General features: G+C 69.0%; 26 protein-coding genes. 9 read left to right on the plus strand and 17 right to left on the minus strand.

Translation table 11 applies throughout. The annotated features are described in order from the left end of the window. The first annotated feature begins 81 nt into the window (after nt 1–81). Entirely contained in the window at nt 82–642 is a 561-nt protein-coding gene (locus J7I98_RS34465; RefSeq protein WP_214928992.1) for a GNAT family N-acetyltransferase, read from the plus strand. On the opposite strand, the gene J7I98_RS34470 is transcribed toward J7I98_RS34465, so the two are convergent. From J7I98_RS34470 to J7I98_RS34505, 8 genes are all read right to left on the minus strand, one after another. Continuing rightward, on the minus strand, nt 639–2,195 hold the full coding sequence (locus tag J7I98_RS34470) for a type VI secretion protein (protein WP_214928993.1): 1,557 nt from the start codon (nt 2,193–2,195) through the stop codon (nt 639–641). The genes J7I98_RS34465 and J7I98_RS34470 overlap by 4 nt on opposite strands. Before the next feature lies 1 nt (nt 2,196). Continuing rightward, complete coding sequence (locus J7I98_RS34475; RefSeq protein ID WP_214928994.1) at nt 2,197–3,621, minus strand: ATP-binding protein; 1,425 nt, start codon at nt 3,619–3,621, stop codon at nt 2,197–2,199. A gap of 19 nt (nt 3,622–3,640) precedes the next feature. Next, the gene (locus J7I98_RS34480; RefSeq protein ID WP_214928995.1) at nt 3,641–5,191 is read right to left on the minus strand and encodes an SCO6880 family protein; all 1,551 of its coding nucleotides are present in this window, start codon (nt 5,189–5,191) and stop codon (nt 3,641–3,643) included. Then, nucleotides 5,188–6,573 carry a hypothetical protein gene (locus J7I98_RS34485; protein WP_214928996.1) on the minus strand — a complete coding sequence of 462 codons (1,386 nt, stop codon included), beginning with the start codon at nt 6,571–6,573 and terminating at the stop codon, nt 5,188–5,190. Before J7I98_RS34485 ends, J7I98_RS34480 begins: the two co-directional genes overlap by 4 nt. Beyond that, nucleotides 6,563–7,417 carry a hypothetical protein gene (locus J7I98_RS34490; protein WP_214928997.1) on the minus strand — a complete coding sequence of 285 codons (855 nt, stop codon included), beginning with the start codon at nt 7,415–7,417 and terminating at the stop codon, nt 6,563–6,565. The genes J7I98_RS34485 and J7I98_RS34490 overlap by 11 nt, the downstream gene beginning before the upstream one ends. A gap of 180 nt (nt 7,418–7,597) precedes the next feature. Then, a complete protein-coding gene (locus tag J7I98_RS34495) occupies nt 7,598–7,906 on the minus strand; it encodes a hypothetical protein (protein ID WP_138904791.1) in 309 nt (102 codons plus the stop codon). Between the two features lie 262 nt (nt 7,907–8,168). Next, nucleotides 8,169–8,393, minus strand: coding sequence for a helix-turn-helix transcriptional regulator (locus J7I98_RS34500; protein WP_214928998.1), 225 nt, complete (start codon nt 8,391–8,393; stop codon nt 8,169–8,171). After that, nucleotides 8,393–9,001 (minus strand): DUF2975 domain-containing protein, encoded by a 609-nt coding sequence (locus J7I98_RS34505; RefSeq protein ID WP_214928999.1) that lies wholly within the window; start codon nt 8,999–9,001, stop codon nt 8,393–8,395. The genes J7I98_RS34500 and J7I98_RS34505 overlap by 1 nt, the downstream gene beginning before the upstream one ends. A 208-nt stretch (nt 9,002–9,209) precedes the next feature. On the opposite strand from J7I98_RS34505, the gene J7I98_RS34510 reads away from it, so the two are divergent. From J7I98_RS34510 to J7I98_RS34525, 4 genes are all read left to right on the plus strand, one after another. Beyond that, the gene (locus tag J7I98_RS34510; RefSeq protein ID WP_214929000.1) at nt 9,210–9,512 is read left to right on the plus strand and encodes a hypothetical protein; all 303 of its coding nucleotides are present in this window, start codon (nt 9,210–9,212) and stop codon (nt 9,510–9,512) included. Then, nucleotides 9,509–9,574 (plus strand): peptidoglycan-binding protein, encoded by a 66-nt coding sequence (locus J7I98_RS43125; protein WP_374225204.1) that lies wholly within the window; start codon nt 9,509–9,511, stop codon nt 9,572–9,574. The genes J7I98_RS34510 and J7I98_RS43125 overlap by 4 nt, the downstream gene beginning before the upstream one ends. A 128-nt stretch (nt 9,575–9,702) precedes the next feature. Continuing rightward, the gene (locus J7I98_RS34520) at nt 9,703–10,713 is read left to right on the plus strand and encodes an NlpC/P60 family protein (protein WP_374225202.1); all 1,011 of its coding nucleotides are present in this window, start codon (nt 9,703–9,705) and stop codon (nt 10,711–10,713) included. 246 nt (nt 10,714–10,959) lie between these two features. Next, entirely contained in the window at nt 10,960–11,673 is a 714-nt protein-coding gene (locus J7I98_RS34525) for a phosphatase PAP2 family protein (RefSeq protein ID WP_214929002.1), read from the plus strand. Between the two features lie 33 nt (nt 11,674–11,706). Here the strand turns inward: J7I98_RS34525 and J7I98_RS34530 are convergent, their stop codons facing one another. After that, nucleotides 11,707–13,332: an FAD-binding oxidoreductase gene (locus J7I98_RS34530; RefSeq protein WP_214929003.1), complete on the minus strand. Its 1,626-nt coding sequence runs from the start codon at nt 13,330–13,332 to the stop codon at nt 11,707–11,709. A 983-nt stretch (nt 13,333–14,315) separates the two neighbouring features. On the opposite strand from J7I98_RS34530, the gene J7I98_RS34535 reads away from it, so the two are divergent. After that, nucleotides 14,316–15,140 (plus strand): hypothetical protein, encoded by an 825-nt coding sequence (locus J7I98_RS34535; RefSeq protein WP_214929080.1) that lies wholly within the window; start codon nt 14,316–14,318, stop codon nt 15,138–15,140. Between the two features lie 74 nt (nt 15,141–15,214). Next, nucleotides 15,215–15,430, plus strand: a complete 216-nt coding sequence (locus J7I98_RS34540; RefSeq protein WP_251021619.1) for a hypothetical protein — start codon at nt 15,215–15,217, stop codon at nt 15,428–15,430. Nucleotides 15,431–15,495: 65 nt separating this feature from the next. Here the strand turns inward: J7I98_RS34540 and J7I98_RS34545 are convergent, their stop codons facing one another. Beyond that, a complete protein-coding gene (locus tag J7I98_RS34545; RefSeq protein ID WP_251021620.1) occupies nt 15,496–15,840 on the minus strand; it encodes a metal-sensitive transcriptional regulator in 345 nt (114 codons plus the stop codon). Between the two features lie 195 nt (nt 15,841–16,035). On the opposite strand from J7I98_RS34545, the gene J7I98_RS34550 reads away from it, so the two are divergent. After that, nucleotides 16,036–16,656, plus strand: coding sequence for a DUF47 domain-containing protein (locus J7I98_RS34550; RefSeq protein ID WP_214929005.1), 621 nt, complete (start codon nt 16,036–16,038; stop codon nt 16,654–16,656). 6 nt (nt 16,657–16,662) lie between these two features. Next, on the plus strand, nt 16,663–17,661 hold the full coding sequence (locus J7I98_RS34555; protein WP_214929006.1) for an inorganic phosphate transporter: 999 nt from the start codon (nt 16,663–16,665) through the stop codon (nt 17,659–17,661). 109 nt (nt 17,662–17,770) lie between these two features. Here J7I98_RS34555 and pstB read toward each other — a convergent pair whose 3' ends face one another. From pstB to J7I98_RS34590, 7 genes are all read right to left on the minus strand, one after another. Next, entirely contained in the window at nt 17,771–18,547 is a 777-nt protein-coding gene (gene pstB / locus J7I98_RS34560) for a phosphate ABC transporter ATP-binding protein PstB (protein WP_214929007.1), read from the minus strand. A 29-nt stretch (nt 18,548–18,576) separates the two neighbouring features. Then, on the minus strand, nt 18,577–19,650 hold the full coding sequence (pstA, locus tag J7I98_RS34565; protein WP_214929008.1) for a phosphate ABC transporter permease PstA: 1,074 nt from the start codon (nt 19,648–19,650) through the stop codon (nt 18,577–18,579). Then, complete coding sequence (gene pstC, locus J7I98_RS34570; RefSeq protein WP_214929009.1) at nt 19,647–20,636, minus strand: phosphate ABC transporter permease subunit PstC; 990 nt, start codon at nt 20,634–20,636, stop codon at nt 19,647–19,649. Before pstC ends, pstA begins: the two co-directional genes overlap by 4 nt. Before the next feature lie 117 nt (nt 20,637–20,753). Further along, entirely contained in the window at nt 20,754–21,887 is a 1,134-nt protein-coding gene (gene pstS, locus J7I98_RS34575; protein WP_214929010.1) for a phosphate ABC transporter substrate-binding protein PstS, read from the minus strand. Nucleotides 21,888–22,161: 274 nt separating this feature from the next. Next, nucleotides 22,162–22,578: an NUDIX hydrolase gene (locus J7I98_RS34580; protein WP_214929011.1), complete on the minus strand. Its 417-nt coding sequence runs from the start codon at nt 22,576–22,578 to the stop codon at nt 22,162–22,164. Beyond that, complete coding sequence (locus J7I98_RS34585; protein WP_214929012.1) at nt 22,575–23,621, minus strand: CHAD domain-containing protein; 1,047 nt, start codon at nt 23,619–23,621, stop codon at nt 22,575–22,577. The genes J7I98_RS34580 and J7I98_RS34585 overlap by 4 nt, the downstream gene beginning before the upstream one ends. Nucleotides 23,622–23,664: 43 nt before the next feature. After that, complete coding sequence (locus tag J7I98_RS34590; RefSeq protein WP_214929013.1) at nt 23,665–25,896, minus strand: RNA degradosome polyphosphate kinase; 2,232 nt, start codon at nt 25,894–25,896, stop codon at nt 23,665–23,667. Nucleotides 25,897–25,932: the final 36 nt, after the last annotated feature.

The following is a 25,932-nucleotide window of genomic DNA, read 5'->3' on the forward strand; positions in this document are numbered from 1 at the left end:
AAAATTGTATTAGAGACAGTTCCAGGGGTTATTGGGCTTATTGGGTCGCCTCGGCGCGTGCGGGATGGCAGCATCGGCGGCATGGAACACGTGATTCGGCCCGTGGGCGCCGGGGAGTGGGAGAAGGTGCGCGAGCTGAGGCTCGCCGCGCTTCAGGATCCGGTCGCGCACCTCGCCTTTCTGGAGACGTACGAGAAGGCCGTCGCTCAGCCGGATTCGTACTGGCAGGAGCGTACGGACAAGGCTGTCCAGGGCGTCGAGGTACGGCAGTTCGTCGCGGAGGCGCCCGACGGGCGGTGGGTGGGGTCGGTCACCGCGATCGTCGAACGGGCCGGTGCGCCGGCGAGTTTCGTCGAGGCGGCGGAGGTCGACCAGGTGCATGTGGTCGGCGTGTTCATACGGCCCGAGACGCGCGGCGCCGGGCTGGCGGAGGAGCTCTTCCGGGCCGCGCTGGAGTGGGCGTGGTCGCTGAACGAGCCGCGGATCGAGCAGGTCAGGCTGTTCGTGCACGAGCGCAACACGCGGGCGGAGGCTCTCTACCGGAAGGTCGGGTTCGTAACGAGCGGTGCGACAGCGCCGGTTCCGGGTGACGCTTCCGCGAAGGAGATCGAGATGGTGGTCCCGCGGCCTTCGGTGTCCTAACCGGTCGTCAAGGTGTGGTCCGGCCAGCGGGCTCGGCCCTGTTCCTGCGAGCGGAGCAGGACCAGAGCCGACAGACCCTGGTCCTGGCCGGTCGACAGCAGCTCCGGAAGCAGGGGAAGCGGTGCCACAGCCGCAACGTCGTCGAGAACGAACGTCATTGGTGGGTCGAGCCGACCGTCGGTTGACCGTGCGGCCATGCGGCGGCCGTGCTCGACCACGCTTGATGCCAGTGCGGTGAGCAGAGGCATTGCTCCCGGGCGCGACTTGGGGTCCTCGATTGCTTCACCCACCACATAAAGGGTGCCCCCCTCGTCGATAAATGATTCCAAAGTGAGCGAATCGGTTCGGTTCGGGGTGCAGGCCTCGCGGATGTGGATCGAGGACAGCGCGGCGAGAGCACGGACCGTCAACTCCTGTGCGACTTCGCGACGTTCGGGGTACGCCGTGAGCGCCGACTCCAGGAGGCCCGCGGCGCCGCTCGACGCCTTGGGATGCGTACGGAGGATACGTACCGCCTCATGTGCACTGCTGCCCTGCGCCCAGCGGTGCACCTGCCGGAAGGGGCGCCCGTCCACGGCGGCGGCATGCAGCCAACTGCTCAGCAGCGTCTCGGCGGTGTCGGCCATGGCGGCGTCCAGGCGGGCCTGGGGACGTACGGGCGCCAGGAGGGCCACTGCCCGTGCTGCTGCCACGTCGGGGTGCTCGCAGCCGGTGGTGGGGGACCAGTGGAGGCGGGCCGGGGTGTCGCAGAGGTGGCCCGGGTCGTAGACGAGGACGGGGCCGAGCTTGGCGCGGGCGTCCTTGGTCTCGGCCCACACGGTGGGGTCGGAGGTGACGACGAGCGCGGCGCCTTCGGCGTCCAGGACGGCCTGTACGGCGCTGGGGCGGCGGGTCTCGGGGCTGCCGTAGAGGACGCGGGGGATGCGGGGCGTCGGGACGGCCGGGGTTGTTGGGGCTGCCGGAGCGGTGGGGACGGTTGCGGTGGTCGGGGCCATCTGGACCGATGGGACCGGGGGGATGGCCGGAGTGGTCTGGTCGGTGGGCGTCGTCGCCCCGGGTTCCGGTCTGCTCTGCGCCTTGTCGTCCACCCCGGCGTCCACCCCGGCGATCACCTTGGTGTCCGCCCTGGTGTTCTCGACTGCGGTCGGCGGTCCGGCGACCGCACCCGCGCCCGCCATCGCACGCTCCCGGGTCACCGCTCGCTGCACCTTCAGACGCGCCAGCACACCCAGCACGAAGATGGTCAGTACCACCAGGACCATCAGCTCGCCGATCAGCAGGCCCCAGAACAGCCCGTACCCCGAAAGCTGGTCCGCCGGCGCGTCCGGCCATGCCCCCGGGATGTTGTGCGGGGCGCCCATCAGGTGGCGCAGGGCCAGTGGCGTGCGGGTGAAGGTGACGCCGTCCGGCCACGCGCCGTGGGTGAACAGGGCCGCCAGGCCGGTCGCCAGCCATGTCAGTACCGTCAGGGCCAGCAGGAATCCCAGCAGGCCGATCAGCAGTGAGTCGGGAATTCCGCGTTCCGGCGCTCTCCGGCGCTCGCTGTCGTACATCTCAGGCGACCGTCGATTCGTTCGACTCGTTTATCTGCTGCTCGATGAGTGTCGCCCTCTGCTCCGCCTCCAACTCCGCGGCTCGCATGTCGTCGGAGATCATGTTGTCGCGGATCATGTCCGCCGAGGTCTCCGTCATCGCGCGGTCCGTGAAGACCAGTGGTCGTTCCGCCTCTGTGATCAGGTGTTTGACCACCTGGACGTTGCCGTTCACGTCCCACACCGCGATGCCGGGCGTCAGGGTGGGGATGATCTCGACCGCCCAGCGGGGCAGGCCGAGTACCCGGCCCGTCGCCCGTGCCTCGTCCGCCTTCTGGGCGTAGATCGTCCTCGTCGACGCCATCTTGAGGATCGCCGCTGCCTCTCTCGCCGCCGCGCCGTCCACCACGTCCGACAGGTGGTGGACCACCGCCACGAAGGACAGACCGAGTCGGCGGCCGAACTTCAGCAGCCGCTGGAAGAGCTGTGCCACGAAGGGCGAGTTGATGATGTGCCACGCCTCTTCCACCAGGAAGATGCGCTTCTTGCGGTCCGGCCTGATCCAGGTGTGTTCGAGCCATACGCCCACGATCGCCATCAGGATCGGCATCGCGATCGAGTTGCGGTCGATGTGGGAGAGGTCGAAGACGATCAGCGGCGCGTCCAGGTCGATGCCGACCGTCGTCGGGCCGTCGAACATGCCTCGCAGGTCACCGTCGACGAGACGATCCAGGACGAGGGCGACGTCGAGGCCCCAGGCCCGTACGTCGTCCAGGTCTACGTTCATCGCCTCGGCCGACTCCGGCTCCGGGTGGCGCAGTTGCTCGACGATGTCCGTCAGGACCGGCTGCCGGTCGACGATCGTCTCGTTCACGTACGCGTGCGCGACCTTGAGCGCGAAGCCGGACCGCTCGTCGAGGCCGTGGCCCATCGCGACCTCGATGATCGTACGGAGCAGGGCCAGCTGGCCCGTCGTAGTGATCGCCGGGTCGAGCGGGTTGAGGCGGATTCCGCCGTCGAGCGCCGCCATCGGGTCGAGCCGGATGGGGGTTATACCCAGCTGCTGCGCGATGAGGTTCCACTCGCCGGCGCCGTCCTCGCCCTGTGCGTCCAGGACGACCACCTGCCGGTCCTTGAAGCGCAACTGGCGCAGTACGTACGTCTTCTCCAGCGCCGACTTGCCGTTGCCGGACTCGCCGAGGACCAGCCAGTGCGGCGCGGGGAGCTGCTGTCCGTACAGCTGGAAGGGGTCGTAGATGTACCCCTTGCCGCTGTACACCTCGCGGCCGATGATCACGCCGGAGTCGCCGAGGCCGGGCGCCGCGGTCGGCAGGTAGACGGCCTGGGCCTGCCCCGTCGACGTACGGACGGGGAGTCTGGTCGTCTCCACCTTCCCGAAGAGGAAGCTGGTGAAGGCATCCGTGAGGACGGACAGCGGATCTCGCATGGCGGGTCTGCCCTCTCGGCTAACGACGGATGCCGGTGGCGAACGGCAAGGTGTTGACGAACGCCCGGTGGTGCTCTCGGTCGCACCACTCCAGCTTCAGATACGACTTGCCCGCCGAGGCCCTGATGGTCCGCTTGTCACGGGCCAGCGCCTCGGGCGAACGGGACGACACAGTGATGTACCCGACCAGGTTCACCCCCGCCGCACCGCTCGCGAGATCTTCACCCCGCTGGTCGAGCCGGCCGTGGGCCGCGATGTCGCGCGGGTCGACCGTCCGGTTCATCTTGGCCTGGCGGCTGGCCTCCGCCTCGTCGTTCGTCTTCTCCGTCAGCATGCGCTCGATAGCGACCTCGGTGGGTTCGAGGTCCATGGTGACCGCGACGGTACGGATCACGTCCGGGGTGTGAACGAGCAGCGGCGCCAGGAAGTTCACACCGACCGGCGTCATCGGCCACTCCTTCACCCACGCGGTGGCGTGGCACCAGGGTGCGCGTGTTGACGACTCACGCGTCTTGGCCTGGAGGTACGTCGCCTCCATGGCGTCCAGCTCGGCCGGCCAGGCGTTGCGCTTCGTCATGGCCTGGATGTGGTCGATGGGGTGGTCCGGGTCGTACATCGAATGGACGAGGGACGCCAGCCGTCCCTGTCCGAGCGGCTGGCGGACCCGGATGTCGGCCTCCGCGAGCCGCGCGCAGATGTCGGTCAGCTCGCGCGCCATGACGACGGCGAGACCGGAGTCGCGGTCGAGCTTGCGGCCGCTGTGGGGGCGGGCGGCGCGGGCCATGGCATGGGCCTCGGCGGCCAGCTCGCGGGAGTAGTGCATGCAGGCGACGAGGTACGCGCGGTGCTGCTCGCTCGATGTCGACACCATGGACTGGAGCTGCTCGTACGACTCCTGCAGCCATCCGGGGGCATGCGCGTCACCGCGCTGGGCGACGTCCTTGGCGTGCGCGTCGGGGTCGGCGGGGAGGGTACGGGCGAGCATCTGAAGGCGGGTCACAAAGCCGTCGCCGTTCGCCACATGCTTCAGCAGTGTGCCGAAACGGTCCACCAGCGCTTCTTGGTCCTCGCTGTCGCGCAGGCCGACGCCCGGGCCCTCGATCTCGATGGCGGCTGTGACGGTTCTGCGGTCGGCGTGCAGGAGTACGGCGATCTCGTCGGGGCCGAAGGGGGCGGCGAGCCAATTGATACGCCCGATGCCGGGCGGGGGCCCGACCTCGACCTCGCGGCCGTCGCTGCGTACGCCCGCTTCCATGGCGGAGCTGCGGTACGTCGTGCCGTTGCGCAGGGTGCGCTTGTAGCTGCGGTTGATCTCGAACCACTTGTAGAAGGTGCGGTGCTTGAACGGGACGTACACCGCCATCAGTGCGATCAGCGGGAAGCCCATCAGCAGCACGATCCGCAGGGACAGGACGGGGACCAGCAGCCCGCTCATCATGCCGAGGAACGCGCCGGCGATGATCAGCGCGATCTCGCCGGTCTCGCGGTTCTTGCCGACGATCGCGTTCGGCCGGGCTCGGCCGATCAGATACGTACGGCGGGGCGCGATCGGTTGGGACTGGGTGGTCAACGCCCTCCACCTCCTGCTCCTGTGCTGTTGGTGCCGGTACCCGTGTTGCCGGTACCCCGGTTCGTGTGGGTGCTGTTGCTACGGGCCGAGGGTGCGGCGGAGGGGACAGTTCCGCCGCCTCCTCCGGTCCCGCCGCCGCTGGCGCCGGAGGCGCTGGGTCCGGCGGAGCTGCGGGCGCTGTGGGCGGCGACGCCGCCGCTGACGGGGTTGGCCTGGCGGGGCGGCGAGGTGCTGCCACCCTTGCCGCCGTCGCCGCCTCCGCCGCCTCGGCTGCTGTGGGTCTTGATGCCCTGCGAGACGAGTGCGGCGGGGGAGCTGATGACGGCGGCCGCCTGGGCGCCGTCGGTGGCCTTGTTGCGGTTGCTGCGGGCGCTCGCGATCTCGTCGCCGAAGCCGGGGACGAAGCGGTAGATCATCCCGGAGGCGAAGATCGCCAGCAGGATGATGGCGAGGCCGGACACGACGGCGGAGAAGGCGTTCGGCCCGTCGTCGGAGGAGAGGGCCCCGGCCAGGCCGAGGACGATGACGATGACCGGCTTGACCATGATGATCGCGATCATGATGCCGGCCCAGCGGCGTACGTGACCCCACATGTTCTTGTCGACGAGTCCGGCGTAGACGACCACGCCGAGGAGTGCGCCGACGTAGAGGAGCAGCGCGCGGATGAACAGCTCGAGGAAGAGGATGCCGGCGGCGAGGACGGTCACGAGCGAGACGACGATCAGCATGATCGGCCCGCCGCCGATGTCGTCCCCCTTCTTCAGCGCCTCGGCGAAGGACCCGAAGAACACGTCGGTCTGGCCGCCGCTGCTGGAGGCGATGACCTCGGTGATGCCGTCGGTGGCCGATACGACGGTGTAGAGGATCAGGGGCGTGAACGCGGACGCGAGGACGGTGAGCCAGAGGAAGCCGATGGCTTCGGAGAGCGCGGTGCTGAGGGGCACGCCACGGATGGCCCGCTTTGCGACGGCCAGGAGCCAGAGGACGAGCGTCAGGACGGCGGAGGCGGCGAAGACGACGGCGTACTGCTGGAGGAACTTGGGGTTGGTGAAGTCGACGGTCGCGGTCGACTTCACGGCTTCGGAGAGCTTCCCGACGATCCAGGCGGCGGCGTCGGCGCAGCCTTTGGCGAGGGAGGAGAGGGGGTCGAGGGACTCGGCGGGGTCGGTGGGGGCGCGGAGGCGGGAGCCGCCGCCGTCGCCGCCTTCGCAGTAGTCCTTGGCGGGACCCCGGATGAGGTCGCAGGGATCGTCACTCTTGTCGGGACCCGGGGTTGGGGTCGGCGCTGCGAACGCACGGCTCGCCATCAGTACGAAGGCGGTTTGCACGGCTGCTGCCACTGCCGCGAGGGAGAGGACGCGACGGGATCGCTTACCTGGCATAGGTGAACCCTCCGAACTGTTCCACGGCCTCGGCCATGTCCTCTGCAGTGGAGGCGGCTTGATCCCGGCCGACAGGCGCCGGGCCGTCCTTCTGGGTGAAGTCGGCGACCTTCCAGTCCCCGTCGACCCACTTCAGCTTGAAGGTGTTCGTGTACCAGCTCTCGGCCACGGGGTTCTTGGACCCCTCGCCGGCCAGCCCGAAGAGGGCCGAGTACCAAACGGAGACGCTCGCGGCGTCGCCTGTGAACTCCTCGGCCTTCGCACCCACGGGGTTGAAGCGCGAGATGAAGGTCAGGCCCTTCGGTGCGGTGCCGTCTGTGTTCAGCCCGATGCTGGTGAGGAACGCCTTGTCGGAGTACACCTTGTCCAGGTCGGCTTCGCGGGCAGCGGCCACGTCAGGCGCATAGACGGTGTCCACGATTGCACGGCGGCGGTTCTTGTCGTACATACCGTCAGAACCGAGGGCGATGAGGTAATTGGTCGCAGCTGACTGCGCGCCCTGTTCGTTCTGCGCGAAGCCGGAAGGGATCGTCCCGTTCTTGTTCGTGACCGGTCTCACGCCCGACGCCGCCGTCGGTTCCGCCCCGCCGCCCCGCTTCGCCTCGTCGACCGAGCCGTCGACGCCGCCGTCGCCCCGGTTCGCGAATGCGATAGCCGCGATCAGCAGCACCACCACGCCGACCACCGTAATCAGGGAGCGCGAGGTCCGTACGGGCCGCCGCGCACCCCCGTACACGTCGCTTCCACCGCCTCCGGGCAGGCGTGTGCGGGTCTGGCCGGAGCCGCCGACACGGTCCGTACGACCCGTGTCGCTGCCGTAGCCGTGCTCGTCGCCGAGACTCATGCCGCGTACGCCCCCTCAACCGTTTGCAGTTCCGCGTAGTACGACGGTAGCCGTGCTGGTTCCCGCGCGGGCGCGGTGTGGTGACTCGACATCAGGGAGACGCAACCTCAGCCGGTGGGCACGACGGACGGGTGGGGTGGGGGAGTGGAGCCGGGAGCACCGGTGATGGCTGACGGCGCGTTAAACAGCCATCCCGTACACGATGGTGAAGAGCGTGCCGAGCGAGCCGATGATGAAGACGCCGGTGAGACCGGCGACGATCAGCCCCTTGCCCTGCTCCGCGCTGAACGTGTCCCTCAGCGCGGTCGCCCCGATCCGCTGCTTTGCCGCGCCCCAGATCGCGATGCCGAGGCAGAGGAGGATGGCGATGGCCATCACGACCTCGATCATGACGCGGGCCTCGTTGCCGAGGGTTCCGAACGGACCCCAGTTCGGGGCGATTCCACCGATGATGGTGGTGATGTCGCCCTTTTCGGCTGCCAGGTTCATGTAAGTCACCGCCCCTGTTGGGTAGTTCGTCGCCCCCGTCGCACGACAGGGGTCACGTCCTATCTTCGCTGATGAACCGCACTCGTATGTCGACTTGGCGGCGGTCTTTACCCGAGCTCCGCACGTATCGCCGGCCGGACCGCGCTGACCTGCGGTGCCGACCGGTGTATGCGCAAACGCGTATGGTCACTCTGTGTATCACGGAGGGTGACTCCGGGCAATGACTGGCGTTATGCACCTTTACGCGGTGCCCGCTGTGGCGTCAGTCCTCGCCGAGGCTGAGCAGGTCGCCGGGCTCGCAGTTCAGCTCGCGGCAGATCGCGGTCAGCGTGGTGAAGCGGATCGCTTTGGCCCGGCCGTTCTTCAGGATGGAGAGGTTTACGACCGTCACGCCGACCCGCTGCGCCAGCTCGGCCAGGGTCATGCCCCGGTCCCCCAGTAGCTGGTCCAGGTGGACCTTGATCCGGTGTTCTTCCTCCGGCGGCATCAGACAAGCCCCTCCGTATCGGCTCGCAGCTTCGCACCGCGCGTGAAGGCTTCGGCGAGAGCGAGGATGAGGAGGGCGGCGAGTACGGGCAGGCCGGAGACGGTGTACGAGAAGGGGATCTCCTCCGCGGCCGGCGTTCCGCTCACCAGGGCGTCCGTGGTGGCCGCCGTCAGCAGGGGGACGGCGTAACCCAGCAGCAGTGCCGTGACCCCGATGATGCGCAGCCGTCGGGCGTTCTGCGGTACGAAGACGTCGCCGTCGCGCAGGGTGTGGGCCATGCGGAGCAGCAGGCTGAGGATCAGGACGATCAGCAGGCTGTCGACGATCTCGGGCAGCGCGAGCAGCAGGCGCTGAAGTGCGTCGGGGTCGTCGAGGACGAGGTCTGCGTTGCGCGTGCCGACGAGGGACACCTGACCCTCTGTCACCGGGCCCGCCAGCTGTGTCGTGCCGTCGATTGCGACCTCGCGGACGTGTATCGGATCGAAGGGGCCTGTCACTCCGAGGACGGGGAGGAGTACCCCGAAGAGGCTCACGAGCAGGATGGCCAGAGCCAGGCCGCCCTCCAGGAGCCGGTTGTCCGTGCGGCTCCACCATGACTTCGTACGCATGACGCTCCCCCGTGCTTGCCCTTGCCCTTGCCCTTGCCCTATCGCTTATCGATACTATCGATAAGCGATAGGCGGCTCAAACGATGGGAGCGCCGCCCCCGTCACCCACACGGGTCGAACTCGTGGCATATGCGCATAGTGCGACGCTCCCGGACACGAACCTCTCCGGCACTTCAGCCAAATCGGCTTCAAACAGGGAGAGTTGCTCATGCTCACACCTCATCGGGTCGCCCTCGCCACCGCCGCAGTCCTCGGCGCGCTCGTCATGTCCGTCGCACCCGCCGCCGCCCATTCCGCAACGGCCGCCGCCCCTGTCTCTGCCGCCCAGCTCGCCCCGCCCGGGTACTGCGGCTACTACGACGGCACTGCCACGACCCAGCGCGGTGATTTCGGCGACCAGGTCCGGGAGGTGCAGTGCCTCATCAATCTCTGGAGCGGCTACGAAGCGCTTGCCGTTGACGGGACTTCGGGCCCCGTACCGAGAGCTGGATCGTCCACTACCAGGACGTGAACGGCCTCCAGGTCGACGGCATCGTCGGTCCCCAGACATGGGACGCCCTGCGCGCTCTCTGACCCGTAAGCAACCAACGCCGCGTCCGCCGCCCTGGCGGGCGCGGCGTTTTGGCTGAAGGAAGAGCGGAGTCGGCGGGCGCGCGGCGAAAACGGTAGTGAACCCGGACCGCATGGGGGAGGGTTGTGGGGTGCGAAAAGTCTGGGTGGCCTCGGGGGTCGGGATAGGGCTCTGCTTGAGCTTTGTCGCGCTGCTCGTCGTCGGGACCTTCTCCGCCGCCGCGGGGCTGGCCGGCAGTGCGGGTGGCGGGCGGGCGGTCGGGCTGGCCAAGGGGGCTGTGCCCGCGCTCTATCAGCCGCTCGTACAGAAGTGGGGCAACCTCTGCCCGGCCATCAATCCGGCCTTGCTCGCCGCGCAGTTGTACCAGGAGAGCGGTTGGAATCCGCAGGCCAAGAGCCCGGCGGACGCCCGCGGCATCGCGCAGTTCATTCCCGGCACGTGGGCGACCCACGGGGTGGACGGGGACAAGGACGGGGACCGGGACATCTGGGATCCGGCGGATGCGATTCCGTCAGCGGCCTCGTACGACTGCGAACTGGCCGGGTATGTGAAGAAAGTGCCTGGGGATCAGACCAAGAACATGCTGGCCGCCTACAACGCGGGCGCGTACGCCGTCATCAAGTATGGGGGCGTACCGCCGTATCGTGAGACGCAGAATTATGTGAAGGTCATCACCACCCTGGAGCAGAGCTTCGCGAAGCCCGTCGGGCGGGTGCAGCCGTCGCGGCAGGCCGCTGGGGCCATCTACTTCGCGCAGAAGAAGCTCGGCACGAAGTACCTGTGGGGCGGGAACGGGACGCCCGAGCAGGGCGGGCGTTTCGACTGCTCCGGGCTCACGCAGGCGGCATACCGGACCGTCGGGATCGAACTGCCGCGCGTGGCGAACGACCAGTACAACGCCGGGCCGCATCCTTCGAGGGACGAGCTGCTGCCCGGGGACCTGGTGTTCTTCTCGGACGACCTCACCAACTCGCGTGAGATCCGGCACGTCGGGCTGTACGTCGGCGGCGGCTACATGATCAACGCGCCGTTCACCGGCGCCGTCATCCGCTTCGACAAGATCGATACGCCGGATTATTTTGGTGCCACCCGGGTCACCGAGGATGGCGCAAAGGCGCTCCCGAAGAAGCGTCCGGAGTAGGAACACACCGGTGGCACCCTGTCCTGAGCTGCGACTACGCATCTCTCTTCGATAACGTCATGGTGATCTTTCGGTGGAGAGTGGAACGGCAGGGGCGGGCGGAGCGTTCCCTGAAAACGGGACAACTGCACTGACCATGCACTGACCCACCGCACAGCAGCAGACACGGACCACCGGGGGATTCGCAGAAGCGGCACGCACACGCGCGTGCCGCGCAGCAGGCAACAAGGCAAGGGGCCGCGGCAGATGGCTGGACTCGCACTCGATGGGGCCAACCCCGATGTCAGTCTGCTCTACGACATCAACGGACTGGCTGCGGACGCCCCCGGCTGGTTCGACCGGGTCATGGAATTCATCGGTGAGTACGGGATCATGCTCGGCATGGTCCTGGTGGCGCTCGGGTGCTGGTGGAGCGTGCGCCAGCGCGAGGACGCGGTTGCCTCGGTGGCCGGGCTCGTCTGGGCGCCGCTCGCGGCGGGGATCGCGCTGCTGATCAATATTCCGATCCGTGGGTTTGTCGAGCGGCCGCGGCCGTTCAAGGACCACACGGGGCTCGAGGTCCTCGTCGCGGGCAAGACGGACTACTCGTTCGTCAGCGACCACGCGACGATGGCGATGGCGATCGGCGTCGGAGTCTTCATCGCCAACCGGAAGTTCGGGCTCGCCGCGATCGGGCTGGCCGTGCTCGAGGGCTTCTGCCGCGTGTACATGGGTGTGCACTACCCGACCGACGTCGTGGGCGGCTTCGCGCTCGGCACGGCCGTGGCCCTGCTGCTCGCGCCGCTCTCGATGGCGCTGCTCACGCCGCTCATGGCTGCCATCTCGCGCTCGGAGAAGGTGGGTTGGCTCGTACGGGCGAAGGGGGCGGCGGCTTCGGAGGGTGCGGAGCCGGAGGGCGTGCCCTCGTTCCCCGGCCAGCGGGTGGCCGGGGACGACGAGCGCAGCGATCTCGCGGCGTGACGGTTTTTACGTTCTTGATGTGCCGTACGTAAGTCAGAGTGCCTGTGGGAAGTTGAAGAGCCTGTCGGGGTCGTAGCGCTTCTTGAGGTTGGTGAGGCGGCTGGCTGCCGGGCCGTAGTACGCCTTCCGCCAGTCCGTCAGGGTCGCGTCCGTGTAGTTCTGGTACGCCGCCCCCGAGGCGTACCGGCGCATCGCCCCGTGGGCGTTTTTCAGCCAGGCCTGCTGGGCTGTGCCGGCGGTGCCTGCGCGCCATGAGCCGATGTACTGGGCGAGCATGCGCGAGCGGCGGTGCACGAAGGCCGTCGCGAGCGGGTCCACGCGGTTCACCGCACCGCCGAGCGCGGTCAGCGCGATGCTGCCGCCGCCACCGCCCTGGTCCACGGGGATGCGGGTGAAGGCCTCCGCCTGGGCGAGCAGGGCGCGTATCCCGGCGGGCGAGAGTGAACGGTTGAAGAAGTCGGAACGGGCGGCGTAGGTCTCCCGGCCCAGGGCGCCCTGCGGGGTGCGGCCGGGGGTGGTGCCGGGGAGGTGGCACTGGGCGTCGGTGAAACCGGCGCAGCCGGCGTAGATCAGCATCGACTCCTGGTACGTGCGGCGGCGCAGGGAGACGGAGCGGGCCGGGGCGCCGATCTTGTCGGCGAGGCGGTCGACGGCGTTCTGGAGGTCGGTGTACGTACCGAGGGAGAACGCGGAGATGCTGACCGTGGGCTGGCGGCCGCCGGCGCCGGCGGCGAGGTGCGCCGACGACCAGATCTCGTCGGGCTGGGACGGGCCCCATTCCTGCCAGGCGTTGATGACCGCCTGGGCCTTTGACCAGGGCCAGGAGAGGAATGCGGTCACCGCGGCGGGGGCGGGGTGGGTGCGGAAGGTCAGGTCGGTCACTACGCCGAAGTTGCCGTTGCCCGCTCCGCGCAGGGCCCAGAAGAGGTCCGCGTTCTCGGTGGCGGTGCAGTGGAGGCGCTTGCCCGCGGCGGTGATGAGCGTGGCGGAGGTCAGGCTGTCGCAGGTCAGGCCGTACGCGCGGGAGGCCACGCCGTGGCCGCCGCCGAGGGTGAGGCCGGAGATGCCGACGGTGGGGCAGGAGCCTGCGGGGATGGTGCGGCGGCCGTTGCGGGCGAGGCCCTGGTAGACGTCGATGAGCTTGGCGCCGGCGCCGATGGTGGCGGTGGTGCCGTTCGCTTTGATGCGGGCCAGCTTGGATACGTCGATGACGAGACGTCCGGTGCCGGAGGACCAGCCGGCGTAGGAGTGGCCGCCGTTGCGGATGGCTACGGGGGAGCGGTGCCTTCTGGCGAAGGCCAGGCACTCCTTTATGTCCGCCTCCGTGGCCACGTAGGCGACTGCGGCGGGCTTCAGGTTGTCGAAGCGGGTGTTGTAGAGCTGGCGGGCGGTTTTGTAGGCGGCGTCGCCGGGGCGGACGAGGGGGCCGTCGAGGCCGCGGGCCAGGGCGGTCCAGTCGGGGGTGGCGGCGGTGGCTGCGGTGCGGGTTGCTGTGCCTGTGGCCGTTGTTGTGGCGGTGCCTGTGCCTGTGGCCGCGCCGGTGGCCGTCCCCGTGGTTGTGCCTCTGCCCGTCGCCGTGCCGGTGCCTCCGGTGCAGGCGGTTGCTGCTGCGGTGGCTGCGATCGCCGCTGCCGAGGTGAGAAGTGTGCGCCGTTCCATATGTTTGTTGCCTCCCGGAGGTCGAGACGGCTTTGCGGGGGAACGGGTTCCATGTGCCCGGCGCGGGGCTGCGGGTACAGCGGTGGAGTTTCCCCAACCCCGCCCCTTCCCGAAACCGTGGGCAAGCCCCCGGACCCCCGGGTGGGTGGCGCCGGCACGGTGCGCGAACGCCCCGGCCCAGTGCGGCCGCTCCGCGGCGCACGGACCCCCGGTCGGGTGGGGCTTGGGTGGGTGGCGTCCCCGGCCCCGGTGCCGCCGCTTCGCGGGTACGCGGACCCCCGGGTCGTGGGTGGCGTCCCCCGGGCCTGGTGCGGCCGCTTCGGGGCGCACGGGTGTGCGGGCAGGTGTGGGGCTTCCGCGTGCACTGGCGTGTGCGTCGGGTGCGTGTGCTCGCCTGGCGGGTGCTTCGTGCTGCAGGGGGCCGGACAGGTGGCGTCGCGGTGCGGGGCGCTTGCGGTGCAGGTCAGGGGGTTGTTTCGTGCAACTCTGCGTCGGTACGTGCCCGTTCGCGGGAGCGGCGGGCCGGACCTCGCCAGCCGCAGGTGCAATGGGCGAAGCAGAAGGAGCCGCGTTCGGTTGTGCCGGTGCGGTGGGTGGAGGCGTCCGGAGAGGCTTCTTGGAGCACGTGCCTACGGTACCGGTGTTGCGCTCGCCGGTCGCCGGTCGCCGGTCGCCGGTCGGAGGCCGGCTTAGCGGTTGGAGTACGTGCCTGCGGTGCCGGTGTTGCGCTCGCCGGTCGGAGGCCGGAGGCCGGCTTAGCGGTTCGAAGCTCAGGAGGCCCGCAGAGCGCGTTGGGGAGGGGCGGCTTCTTGGAGTACCTGCCTGCTGTGCCGGGGGCGGGCTCGGTGGTCTGCCCGTCGGGGGTTCGGGGGCCCTGGGGCGTGTGGTGCGTGGGGGGTGTCGAGGGGGCGGCGCGTGACCGGGAGTGGGCCGTGGTCGTTATGCAGGGCGGGATCTTACTGGTGCGTTGGGGGTTGGCGGCGATGGTGGTGCGGCAGCACAGGGTTAAGGGTGGCGCGGTCGCCGTGACCGTCGTCGTGGGGCTGATCGCGTCCGCCGGGTGCTCCGGTGCCGGTGCGGTGGACGGGGATCAGCGCGGCGGCGACCCCGTCGATGCCATGCGCCGGGCAGCCGATGTGCTGGCCGCCGCCGGGAGTTCCAAGGCGCGTACGTCCATGGAGATGGCCACCGGCGGTACCCGGGTCACCATCCGGGGCGAAGGGGCGTACGACTTCCGGAAGCACGTGGGGCGGCTCAAGGTGCTCCTGCCGCCCGATCCCGCCGGGGCCGACAAGCGCCGGCCCATCACCGAGCTGCTCGCGCCCGGCGCGCTCTACATGAAGAACCGGGGCGCGGGCGTGCCTGCCGACAAGTGGGTGCGGGTCGATACGACCGGGCTGGCGGACGGGAATCTTGTTACGGGTGGGGCTACCGATCCGCTGGCCGCTGCCGAGTTGCTGCGGGGTGTGAAGGATGTGGCTTATGTGGGGCAGGCCACGCTGGGCGGCGATGACCTTCGGCATTACCGCGGGGTGACCGACATCGGCCGCGCCGCCCGCGCCGCCTCCCCACACGCCCGCGCCGCGCTCGCCGCCGCGGCGAAAGGCTTCGCCAACGACGTCGTCGCGTTCGACGCCTACCTCGACGAACGGGGGCGGCTGCGCAAGGTGCGCCACCGGTTCAACTTCGTCAACGCCGGGCGCAGCGTCGCTGTCGCCTCGACGACCCTGCTGTACGCGTTCGGGGCCGCGGTCGAGGTGCGGCTGCCCGCCGGACGGGACATCTTCGCCGGGAAGATCCAGTCGTAAATGGTCCGTCCGTGCCATGCGCGGTGCGTGTCGTGCTGCCTACGCTAGGAATTCGACGACGGCTGAAAGAGGTGATGCACGTGGCTCCGATGCGCAGTACGCCCGTCCAGGACCACATCGCCCTCGCCGAGATCGAGCTGTGCGGTGAGTTGATGATCGCGGCGTCCGCCGCGGACGGGGAACGGCTCAGCCCGGACCGTATCGACGAGGTACTGAAGGTGGGCGCGGACGTAGTTGTCGAGTGGCCCCGCCAGCGCCGCCGCAGCTGTGGTGGTGGCGGCCGGAGCTGACCGCCGGTCCTGACGGCCCGGGAGGGGGCGGTGCGCCGCCGCCCCCCGGAGCCGGGCCGTAGCCCTCAGGTCCGCAGCAGGCGCGCGATCGCCTTCGTCGCTTCCTCCACCTTTTCGTCGATCTCGCCGCCGCCCTTGACCGCCGCGTCGGCGACGCAGTGCCGCAGGTGCTCTTCGAGGAGCTGGAGCGCGAAGGACTGGAGCGCCTTCGTCGACGCCGAGACCTGGGTGAGTATGTCGATGCAGTAGACGTCCTCGTCCACCAGGCGCTGCAGACCGCGGATCTGGCCCTCGATCCGGCGCAGGCGCTTGAGGTGTTCGTCCTTCTGCTTGTGGTAGCCGTGGACTCCTGCTGAGATTTCGGAGGGCGCTTCGGTCGTCGTCGCGCCGGTCGCCTCGGTGGTAGACATCGCGTCCTCCCGTTGTCCTGAAAGGGGCTGTATACCCCTCGTGGGTATATCGTAACGAATTTTGCGGGTAGGGGCTCGGGGGCCCGTACGGAGCACTGTGCCTGATGGGCGACACTGAAGAACGCCGGTTAGCCGTGGCCGGATGATGCGCCTAGCATCAGCCTGACCAAATCCAATGCACCCCGAGGACCCCACGTGCGCTTTCGTCTGACCCCCAGGGAGACGAGCTTCTACGACATGTTTTCCGCATCCGCGGACAACATCGTCACGGGCTCCAAGCTCCTGATGGAACTGCTCGGTGCGGACGCCTCCGCCCGGGTCGAGATCGCGGAGCGGATGAGGGCAGCGGAGCACGCGGGGGACGACGCGACCCACGCGATCTTCCACCAGCTGAACTCCTCGTTCATCACGCCGTTCGACCGCGAAGACATCTACAAGCTCGCTTCGTCCCTCGACGACATCATGGACTTCATGGAGGAGGCCGTCGACCTGGTCGTGCTGTACCAGGTCGAGGAGCTGCCGAAGGGTGTCGAGCAGCAGATCGAGGTGCTGGCACGGGCGGCCGAGCTGACCGCCGAGGCCATGCCGCACCTGCGGACCATGACCAACCTCACCGAGTACTGGATCGAGGTCAACCGCCTCGAGAACCAGGCCGACCAGATCCACCGCAAGCTGCTCGCGCACCTGTTCAACGGCAAGTACGACGCCATGGACGTGCTCAAGCTGAAGCAGATCGTGGACGCGCTGGAGGAGGCGGCCGACGCCTTCGAGCACGTCGCCAACACGGTCGAGACGATCGCCGTCAAGGAGTCCTGACCTCCGGTGGACACCTTTGCGCTCATCGTGACCATCGGGGTCGCGCTCGGATTTACGTACACCAACGGCTTTCACGACTCCGCGAACGCCATCGCGACTTCGGTTTCCACGCGGGCGCTGACCCCGCGCGCGGCCCTCGCCATGGCCGCCGTGATGAACCTCGCCGGTGCCTTCCTCGGCAGCGGCGTCGCCAAGACCGTCAGCGAGGGGCTGATCGAGACGCCGCACGGCGACAAGGGGATGGGCATCCTCTTCGCCGCGCTGGTCGGCGCGATCGTCTGGAACCTCGTCACCTGGTACTTCGGTCTTCCTTCGTCCTCCTCGCATGCGCTCTTCGGCGGCATGGTGGGTGCGGCGCTCGCGGGCGGGACCGAGGTCATCTGGTCCGGGGTGCTGGAGAAGGTCGTCATCCCGATGTTCATCTCGCCGTTCGTCGGGCTGCTGCTCGGCTACCTCGTGATGGTCGTCATCCTGTGGATGTTCCGTAAGGCCAACCCGCACAAGGCCAAGCGCGGCTTCCGTATCGCGCAGACGGTTTCCGCGGCCGGCATGGCGCTCGGGCACGGTCTCCAGGACGCGCAGAAGACCATGGGCATCGTGGTGATGGCGCTGGTCATCGCCGACGTCGAGGACCAGGGCGACGCGATCCCGATCTGGGTCAAGATCGCCTGTGCGCTGACGCTTTCGCTCGGTACGTACGCGGGTGGCTGGCGCATCATGCGGACGCTGGGGCGCCGGATCATCGAGCTGGACCCGCCGCAGGGCTTCGCTGCGGAGACCACGGCCGCGTCCGTGATGTACACGGCCTCGTTCATGTTCCACGCGCCGATCTCGACGACGCATGTCATCACCTCCGCGATCATGGGCGTCGGCTCGACCAAGGGGTCGCGTGCGGTGCGGTGGGGCGTCGCCAAGAACATCGTGATGGGCTGGTTCATTACGATGCCGGCCGCTGCGTTCGTGGCTGCGGCGAGCTACTGGATCGTGCTGCTGGCCTTCGGCTAGTTGCCGGTTGCAAAAATGGGCCCGCCCCCGCTCCTTGTGAGGAGTTGGGGCGGGCCCTTTGCCTTGCGGTGGCACCGCCATGCAGCACCGCAGGACATCGAGTGCCGGCTCAGCCGAAGCGGCCGGAGATGTAGTCCTCCGTCGCCTGGACGGACGGGTTGGAGAAGATCCGCTCGGTGTCGTCGATCTCGATGAGCTTGCCGGGCTGGCCGACCGCCGAGAGGTTGAAGAACGCCGTACGGTCCGAGACGCGCGCCGCCTGCTGCATGTTGTGCGTCACGATGACGATCGTGAAGCGCGACTTGAGCTCGCCGATCAGGTCCTCGATGGCGAGGGTCGAGATCGGGTCAAGGGCCGAGCACGGCTCGTCCATGAGCAGGACCTGCGGCTCGACCGCGATCGCGCGGGCGATGCACAGACGCTGCTGCTGACCGCCGGAGAGGCCGGAACCGGGCTTGTTCAGGCGGTCCTTGACCTCGTTCCAGAGGTTGGCGCCGCGGAGGGACTTCTCGACGACCTCGGCCAGCTTGTTCTTCTTGTACGAGCCGTTCAGGCGCAGGCCGGCCGCCACGTTGTCGAAGATCGACATGGTGGGGAACGGGTTCGGACGCTGGAAGACCATGCCGACCGTACGGCGCACGGCGACGGGGTCGACGTCCTTGCCGTACAGGTTCTCGTCGTCCAGGAGGACCTTGCCCTCCACGCGGCCGCCCGGGGTGACCTCGTGCATGCGGTTGAGCGTGCGCAGGAAGGTGGACTTGCCGCAGCCGGACGGGCCGATGAAGGCCGTCACCGAGCGGGGCTCGACGGTCATCGAGATGTCGTCGATCGCCTTGTGGGTGCCGTAGTAGGCCGAGAGGCCGCTGATGTCGATTCGCTTGGCCATCTGAATCACTGCTTCTTTCCTGAGCCGCGTCAGCGGCCGGTGCTCGGGGCCTTCCAGCGGGCGATGCCGCGGGCCACCAGGTTGAGGATCATGACGAAGGCGATCAGGACCAGGGCGGCGGCCCAGGCGCGGTCGTACGACGCCTCACTGCCGACCCGGTACTGCTCCCAGATGTAGAAGGGGAGCGAGGACTGAGCGCCGTCGAAGGGGTTCGAGTTGATCAGCTGGCTGCCGAAGACGAGCAGCATGATCGGCGCGGTCTCGCCTGCGATACGGGCGATCGCGAGCATCACACCGGTGGTGATGCCGCCGACCGCCGTCGGCAGGACGACCTTCAGGATCGTGCGCCACTTCGGTACACCGAGGGCGAGGGACGCCTCGCGCAGCTCGTTCGGTACGAGCTTGAGCATCTCCTCGGTGGAGCGGACCACGACCGGGACCATCAGGATCGTCAGGGCCAGGGCGCCCATCAGGCCGGACGGCTGGAGGTCGGCCATCAGCATGATCGACAGGATGAACAGACCCGCGACGATCGAGGGGATGCCGGTCATGACGTCGACGAAGAACGTCACGGCCTTGGCCAGGCTGCCCTTGCCGTACTCCACCAGGTAGATCGCGGTGAGCAGACCGATCGGGGCGGCGATGACGGTGGCGAGGCCGACCTGCTCCAGCGTGCCGACCAGCGCGTGATACACGCCGCCGCCGGTCTCGATGCTGGGGACACCCGCCATCGAGTGGGAGAGGAAGTACCCGTCCAGGACCTTCAGGCCGCGGCTGAGGGTGACCCAGATCAGGGAGAGCAGCGGGACGATCGCGAGGATGAAGCAGACCCAGACGACGCTGGTCGCGACGCGGTCCTTGGCCTGGCGCTTGCCCTCGACCACCGAGGCGACGGTGTACGTGATGAGGACGAAGAACAGGGCCGAGATCAGGCCCCACTGAATGCGGCTCTCCCAGCCGGCGACGGAGCCGAGGCCGCAGCCGAGCACGACGGAGACGACGGCGAAGGCGGCCGGTGCCCAGCGGGGCAGACCCTTGCGGGACAGGCTCTGCGGGCTCACGGAGGGAGTGGGGCGCTTGTCCTGTATGGCTACGTGGCTCATGCGTTGGCCCCCGAGTACTCCTTGCGGCGGGCGATGATGAGGCGGGCCGCGCCGTTGACCAGCAGAGTGAGCAGGAAGAGGACGAGACCGGACGCGATCAGCGCGTCGCGCCCGAAGCTGTTGGCCTCGTCGAACTTCGCGGCGATGTTCTGCGCGAACGTGCCGCCTCCCGGATCCAGCAGATGGCCGGAAATGAGGAAGTTCGGCGAGAGAACCGTGGCTACGGCCATCGTCTCGCCGAGTGCGCGGCCGAGGCCCAGCATCGAGGCGCTGATGACGCCCGAGCGGCCGAAGGGCAGCACCGACATGCGGATGACTTCCCAGCGCGTAGCGCCGAGCGCGAGTGCGGCTTCCTCGTTCATCTTCGGGACCTGGAGGAAGACCTCGCGGCTGACGCTGGTGACGATCGGCAGAATCATGATCGCCAGCAGGATGCCCACGGTGAAGAGGTTCCGGGCGGCGCCCATTTCCGTCTTCTCGAAGAGGTACGTCCAGCCCAGGTACTCGTTCAGCCAGGAGTTCAGGCCGTCGAGATAGGGGACGAGGAAGAGCGCGCCCCAGATGCCGTAGATGATGCTCGGCACTGCTGCCAGCAGGTCCACGACGTAGGCGAGGGGCGAGGCCAGCTTGCGCGGCGCGTAGTGGGAGATGAACAGGGCGATGCCGACAGCGATCGGAACCGCGATGACCATCGCGATGATCGAGCTGACGACGGTGCCGTAGAGCAGGACCGCGATACCGAAGACCGGCGGGTCGCCCGCCGGGTTCCAGTCGAAGGTGGTGAGGAAGTTGCCCTCGTCCTTCGAGATGGCGAGTACGGAGCGGTAGGTCAGGAAGGCGGCGATCGACGCCATGACCACCAGGAGCAGGATGCCCGAGCCGCGGGACAGGCCCACGAAGACCTTGTCGCCTGCGCGGCCCGTGGACGTACCGCTCGCTTCTATGACTGGCGGTGCCAGTGGAGAGTTCGTTGGGGTAATAGCCATGGTCTTTCCGGTCTGTGGTGGGGGAGCGGGGCTCCCCTGGCGGCGGTGCACCGGATGGGTGGTGGCGGCCGGCCCGGGATTGGTGCTCCGGGCCGGCCGCCGACTGCGTGTCAGGCCTTAGGAGAGGGAGCTGACCGTCTCGCGGACCTTGGTGTTGATCTCGGCCGGGATCGGCGCGTAGCCGGCGTCGGAGAGAACCTTCTGGCCCTCTTCGCTCGCCGTGTAGGTGAGGAAGGACTTGAGCGTGCTCAGCGTCTCGGCCTTGTTGCCCTTGTCGCAGGCGATCTCGTAGGTCACCAGGACGAGCGGGTACGCGCCCTCCGCCTTGGTGGCGTAGTCGAGCTTCAGGGCGAGGTCCTTGCCCTGGCCCTCGATCTTGGCGGCGGCGATGGCCTTCGAGGCGTTCTCGGAGGTGGCCTCGACGGGCTCGGCCGCACCGGTGTTGATCTTGACGGTGTTGATGTCCTGCGAGGATGCGTACGAGAGCTCGAAGTAACCGATCGAGCCGTTCTCCTGCTTGACCTGCGCGGCGACACCGGCGGAGCCGGAGGCGGCCTGGCCACCCGGGGCCGGCCACTTCTTCTCGGCCTCGTAGGGCCAGTCGGCCTTGGCGGTGGCGCCGAGGTACTTGCCGACGTTCTGCGTGGTGCCGGAGTCGTCGGAGCGGTGGAAGGCCTGGATCGCCGTGTCCGGGAGCTTGACGCCCGGGTTCAGCTTGGCGATCGCCTTGTCGTTCCACTTCTTGATCTTGTTGTTGAAGATCTTGGCGACCGTGGCGGCGTCGAGGTTCAGGTCGTCGACACCCTCCAGGTTGAAGCCGATCGCGACGGGGCCGCCGACCATCGGCAGGTTGATGCCCTGGCCGCCCTTGCAGATCTTCTTCGACTCGGCGACCTCGTCGGGCTTGAGCGCCGAGTCGGAGCCGGCGAAGCTGACGGTGCCCTGGTTGAAGGCGACGATGCCCTCACCGGAGGAGGAGGACTTGTAGTTGACCTCCACGCCCGTGCAGGCGGCCATGTAGTTCTTGACCCAGAGGTCCATGGCGTTCTTCTGCGCGCTCGAGCCGGACGCGAGGAGCTTGTCCTTCGCACCGTCGCACTTGATGTTGCTGGCGGCCTTGGTGTTCTCACCGGAGCCACCGGTGGAGCCGCTGTTGTTGTCCGAGCCGCACGCCGTGAGGACCAGGGCGCCGGAGACGGCGAGGGCGCCGAGCGCGGTGGCGCGAAGCCGGTTCTTGCGCTGAAGCTTCACTTTCGGGTGTTCCTTCCAGGAGCCGCCGGTCCGTATGTGGCTGGCGGCGTGCGAAGAGGTGTTTTTTCTCGGTGTTCAGCTACCCAGCGGCGGGCGTCTTGCGATGCGCCTCGCACTGTGCACGACCGAAATTAGGCAGAACAGGTGAAGCGGCCGACGGGGGAGAGTGAACGGAAGGTGAACCGTGCCGAACGGTGTGGTGTGGCTCCGCTCGGCTGATCCCCCCCGGAGCGCCGCCGAATGCCGCAGCGCTGCCGCCGAATGCCGCCGAGCGTCACTGCGTGTGGTGCAGGGACTCCAGCAGGGCGGCTATCAAGTGGCGGTCCCGCGGTTGCGTCAGGCGGTTCCCGGCTGCCATGGGCGGGAGCCAGACGATGCGGTCCACCTCGTTACTCGGGGCGAACGTGCCGTCCGTGGCCTCCGCCGCCCAGTACAGAACCCGCTTCGGGCGGCCGTGTGCGACGTAATACATCGTGGGGAGCGGTGCGCCGGGCGTGCAATGGTGGCCCGTCTCCTCCAGGACCTCCCGAATCGCCGCCGCCAGCGGGTCCTCGCCACGCTTGAGCTTGCCCTTGGGGTGCGACCAGTCGTCGTACTTCGGGCGGTGTACGAGGCAGATTTCCACGGCGTCGTCGAAGGGGGACCGGCGCCACAGCACGCAGCCCGCCGCCTGGACGGTGCCCTCGTTCATGAGGTCGCCACCGCCGCCCCCTGCCACACCTGCTGGAACGCGAAGCGCGCCGCCTCCACCTCGTGCCGCTGGTCGGCGTGCAGGACGCCCAGTGCGTACGCCGTCGCCGGGGCGATGCGCGGCGTACGGGCCGCCGACGCCGCCGCACCCGCCGCCTCCGCCGCGTCCCGGTGGCGGTCCAGCGCCTGGGCGGCCAGGAGTGTGCCGGCCGGGGCTCCGACGAGCTCCTGGGCGTAGCGGTGCATGCGCAGCAGCAGACGCACCTGGTGCCACGGGGCGTCCTGTGCCTCGCTGGTGGGCGCGGCGGCGAGACCGTGGACGAGGGCCTCCGCGTTGTACGGGTGCGCGGCACGCCCCAGCGGCAGTGCGGCCACCGCTTCCAGCAGCCGCTGCTCGGCGCCGACCGCGAGGGGCGAAAGCACCTCGGCGGCGGGCGCGGCGGCGGCAGGGCCGAGCGGAACGTCCGAGGCCAGTAACGCCACCGCGTCGGCGACCGCGTGGAACCGCGACGAGCCCAGGGCCTGAAGCGCCGCCGAGTGCGCCCGTGTCCTGGCCAGCGTCAGCTGCCGCTCCAGCAGTGCCCCGGCCCGCGCGGCCCCTACGGTCAGCGAGCCCCCGGGCTGCGCACCGCCGCCACTGCCGCCGCGCGCCCCTGGCACCGGGCCGGCCTGGGGCGGAGGCTGCGAACCCGGCCCCGACAGGCGGGTCAGCGCGTCCAGGAGCCGTGCCAGGCGGGCCGCGTAGGCGTGCTCGCGGGCCAGGGTACCCGAGAGCCAGGCCAGTTCCGTGCGCAGGGGGTCGGCCCACGCGGTGTCGGTCAGCGGGCGGAACGTATGCAGCGTCCCGCTGATCCGGCGTGCCGAGCGCCGTAGCGCGGCCGCCGCCTCCACGGCGCCGGCCGCCCCCTGGGGGTCCTGGCCGCTCTCGCGGTGCAGGCGCAGGCTGCGCAGGAAGTCCGATGCCTGCGCGTGAAGGTAGGGAGCCAGGACCTCGCCGGCCACGACGTCACCCCGTACGAGGTCGCCCGTAACGAGGTCACCCATTGCACCCTCCCCGGTTGCGACGTCGCGGGCTCGCGATGCGGTCTCACGGTGTTGCACGCCGGCGCCTCCGGGCGTCTATGAGCATCTCCTGTACGTTCCGCAGCGGCTGCCCGTCCGAGTCCGTCGCGTGCCGCGTCCAGTTGCCGTCGGGACCGAGGTGCCAGGAGGACGTGGTGTCGGACATGCCGGTCTCCAGGAACCGGCTCAGGGCCGCGCGGTGGGCCGGGTCGGTGACCCGGACCAGTGCCTCTATGCGACGGTCGAGGTTGCGGTGCATCATGTCGGCGCTGCCGAACCAGACCTCGGGCTCGCCGCCGTTGCCGAAGGCGAAGACCCGGGAGTGTTCGAGGAAGCGGCCGAGTATCGAGCGGACCCGGATGTTCTCGGAGAGTCCGGCGACCCCGGGACGTATCGCACAGATACCGCGCACCCAGATGTCCACGGGGACGCCGGCCCTCGCCGCCCGGTAGCAGGCGTCGATGATCGCTTCGTCGACCATCGAGTTGACCTTGATCCGCACGTACGCGGGGCGGCCCGCCTGGTGGTGCGCGGCCTCCTTGTTGATACGGGCGACCAGGCCGTCCCGCAGCGACTTGGGCGCCACCAGCAGCCGTCGGTAGGTCTCGCGGCGCGAGTACCCCGACAGCCGGTTGAACAGGTCCGACAGATCCGCGCCGACCTGCGGGTCGGCCGTCAGCAGCCCCAGGTCCTCGTAGAGCCTCGCCGTCTTCGGGTGGTAATTGCCGGTCCCGACGTGCGAGTAGCGGCGCAGGGTGTCGCCCTCCTGCCGGACCACCAGCGACAGCTTGCAGTGCGTCTTCAGCCCGACCAGCCCGTACACGACATGGCAGCCGGACTCCTCCAGCTTGCGCGCCCACTTGATGTTGGCCTGCTCGTCGAAGCGGGCCTTGATCTCGACGAGGACGAGGACCTGCTTGCCCGACTCGGCGGCGTCGATCAGCGCGTCGACTATCGGGGAGTCGCCCGACGTCCGGTACAGCGTCTGCTTGATCGCGAGGACGTCCGGGTCGGCCGCCGCCTGCTCCAGGAAGGCCTGGACGGAGGTCGAGAAGGAGTCGTACGGGTGGTGCAGGAGTACGTCGCGCTCCCGCAGGGCCGCGAAGACGTCCGGCGCGGACGCCGACTCGACCTCGGACAGATCCCGGTGCGTACCGGCGATGAACTTCGGGAACTTCAGCTCCGGCCGGTCCAGCGCGGCAATCCCGAACAGCCCGGTCAGGTCCAGCGGACCCGGCAGCGGGTACACCTCGGCGTCCGACATCTTGAGCTCGCGGACGAGGAGGTCCAGGACGTACGGATCGATGGACTCCTCCACCTCCAGCCGCACCGGCGGCCCGAAGCGGCGCCGCATGAGCTCCTTCTCCAGGGCCTGCAGGAGGTTCTCGGTGTCGTCCTCCTCGACTTCGAGGTCCTCGTTGCGCGTCACCCGGAACATGTGGTGCGCGAGGACCTCCATCCCCGGGAAGAGCTCTTCGAGGTGCGCGGCGATGACGTCCTCGAGCGGTACGTACCGCTGGGGCGACGCCTCCAGGAAGCGGGACAGCAGCGGCGGGACCTTGACGCGGGCGAAGTGGCGGTGGCCGCTGACCGGATTGCGTACGACCACGGCGAGGTTGAGCGACAGCCCCGAGATGTACGGGAAGGGGTGCGCGGGGTCCACGGCCAGCGGTGTCAGGACCGGGAAGATCTGCTGCCGGAAGAGCGTGAAGAGGCGTGCCTGCTCCTTCTCCGTCAGCTCGGGCCAGCGGATCAGGTGGATCGACTCGTCGGCGAGGGCCGGGGCGATGTCCTGCTGGAAGCAGGCGGCGTGCCGGGCCATGAGCTCGCGCGAGCGGGTCCAGATGAGCTCCAGGACCTCGCGGGGCTGCAGACCGGACGCGGAACGGGTAGCGACTCCGGTCGCGATGCGGCGCTTGAGTCCCGCCACCCGGACCATGAAGAACTCGTCCAGGTTCGAGGCGAAGATCGCGAGGAAATTCGCCCTTTCGAGCAGCGGAGTGGCCGGGTCCTCGGCCAGTTCGAGGACGCGCTCGTTGAATGCCAGCCAGCTGCGCTCCCGGTCGAGGAACCGGCCCTGGGGCAGCTCGGCGTCGGCCTCCGCGTCCTCGACGTACGCATCCGGATCGGAGTCCAGGTCCGGGTCCAGATTGGGCACCCGCGAGGCCGCCACGGTGTGCGAGCGGTGCGCGGCGATGGACCCGACGGACGGCTGAATGTGCTGGACAGGGGCATCGGCGCTCGGCTGCTGGCTCATGACCCCATTGTTCCGCGCCGGAGGGTCGGCAGGCGC

This window comes from Streptomyces sp. ISL-98 (genome assembly GCF_018614055.1).
Classification (GTDB): Bacteria; Actinomycetota; Actinomycetes; order Streptomycetales; family Streptomycetaceae; genus Streptomyces; species Streptomyces spiramyceticus.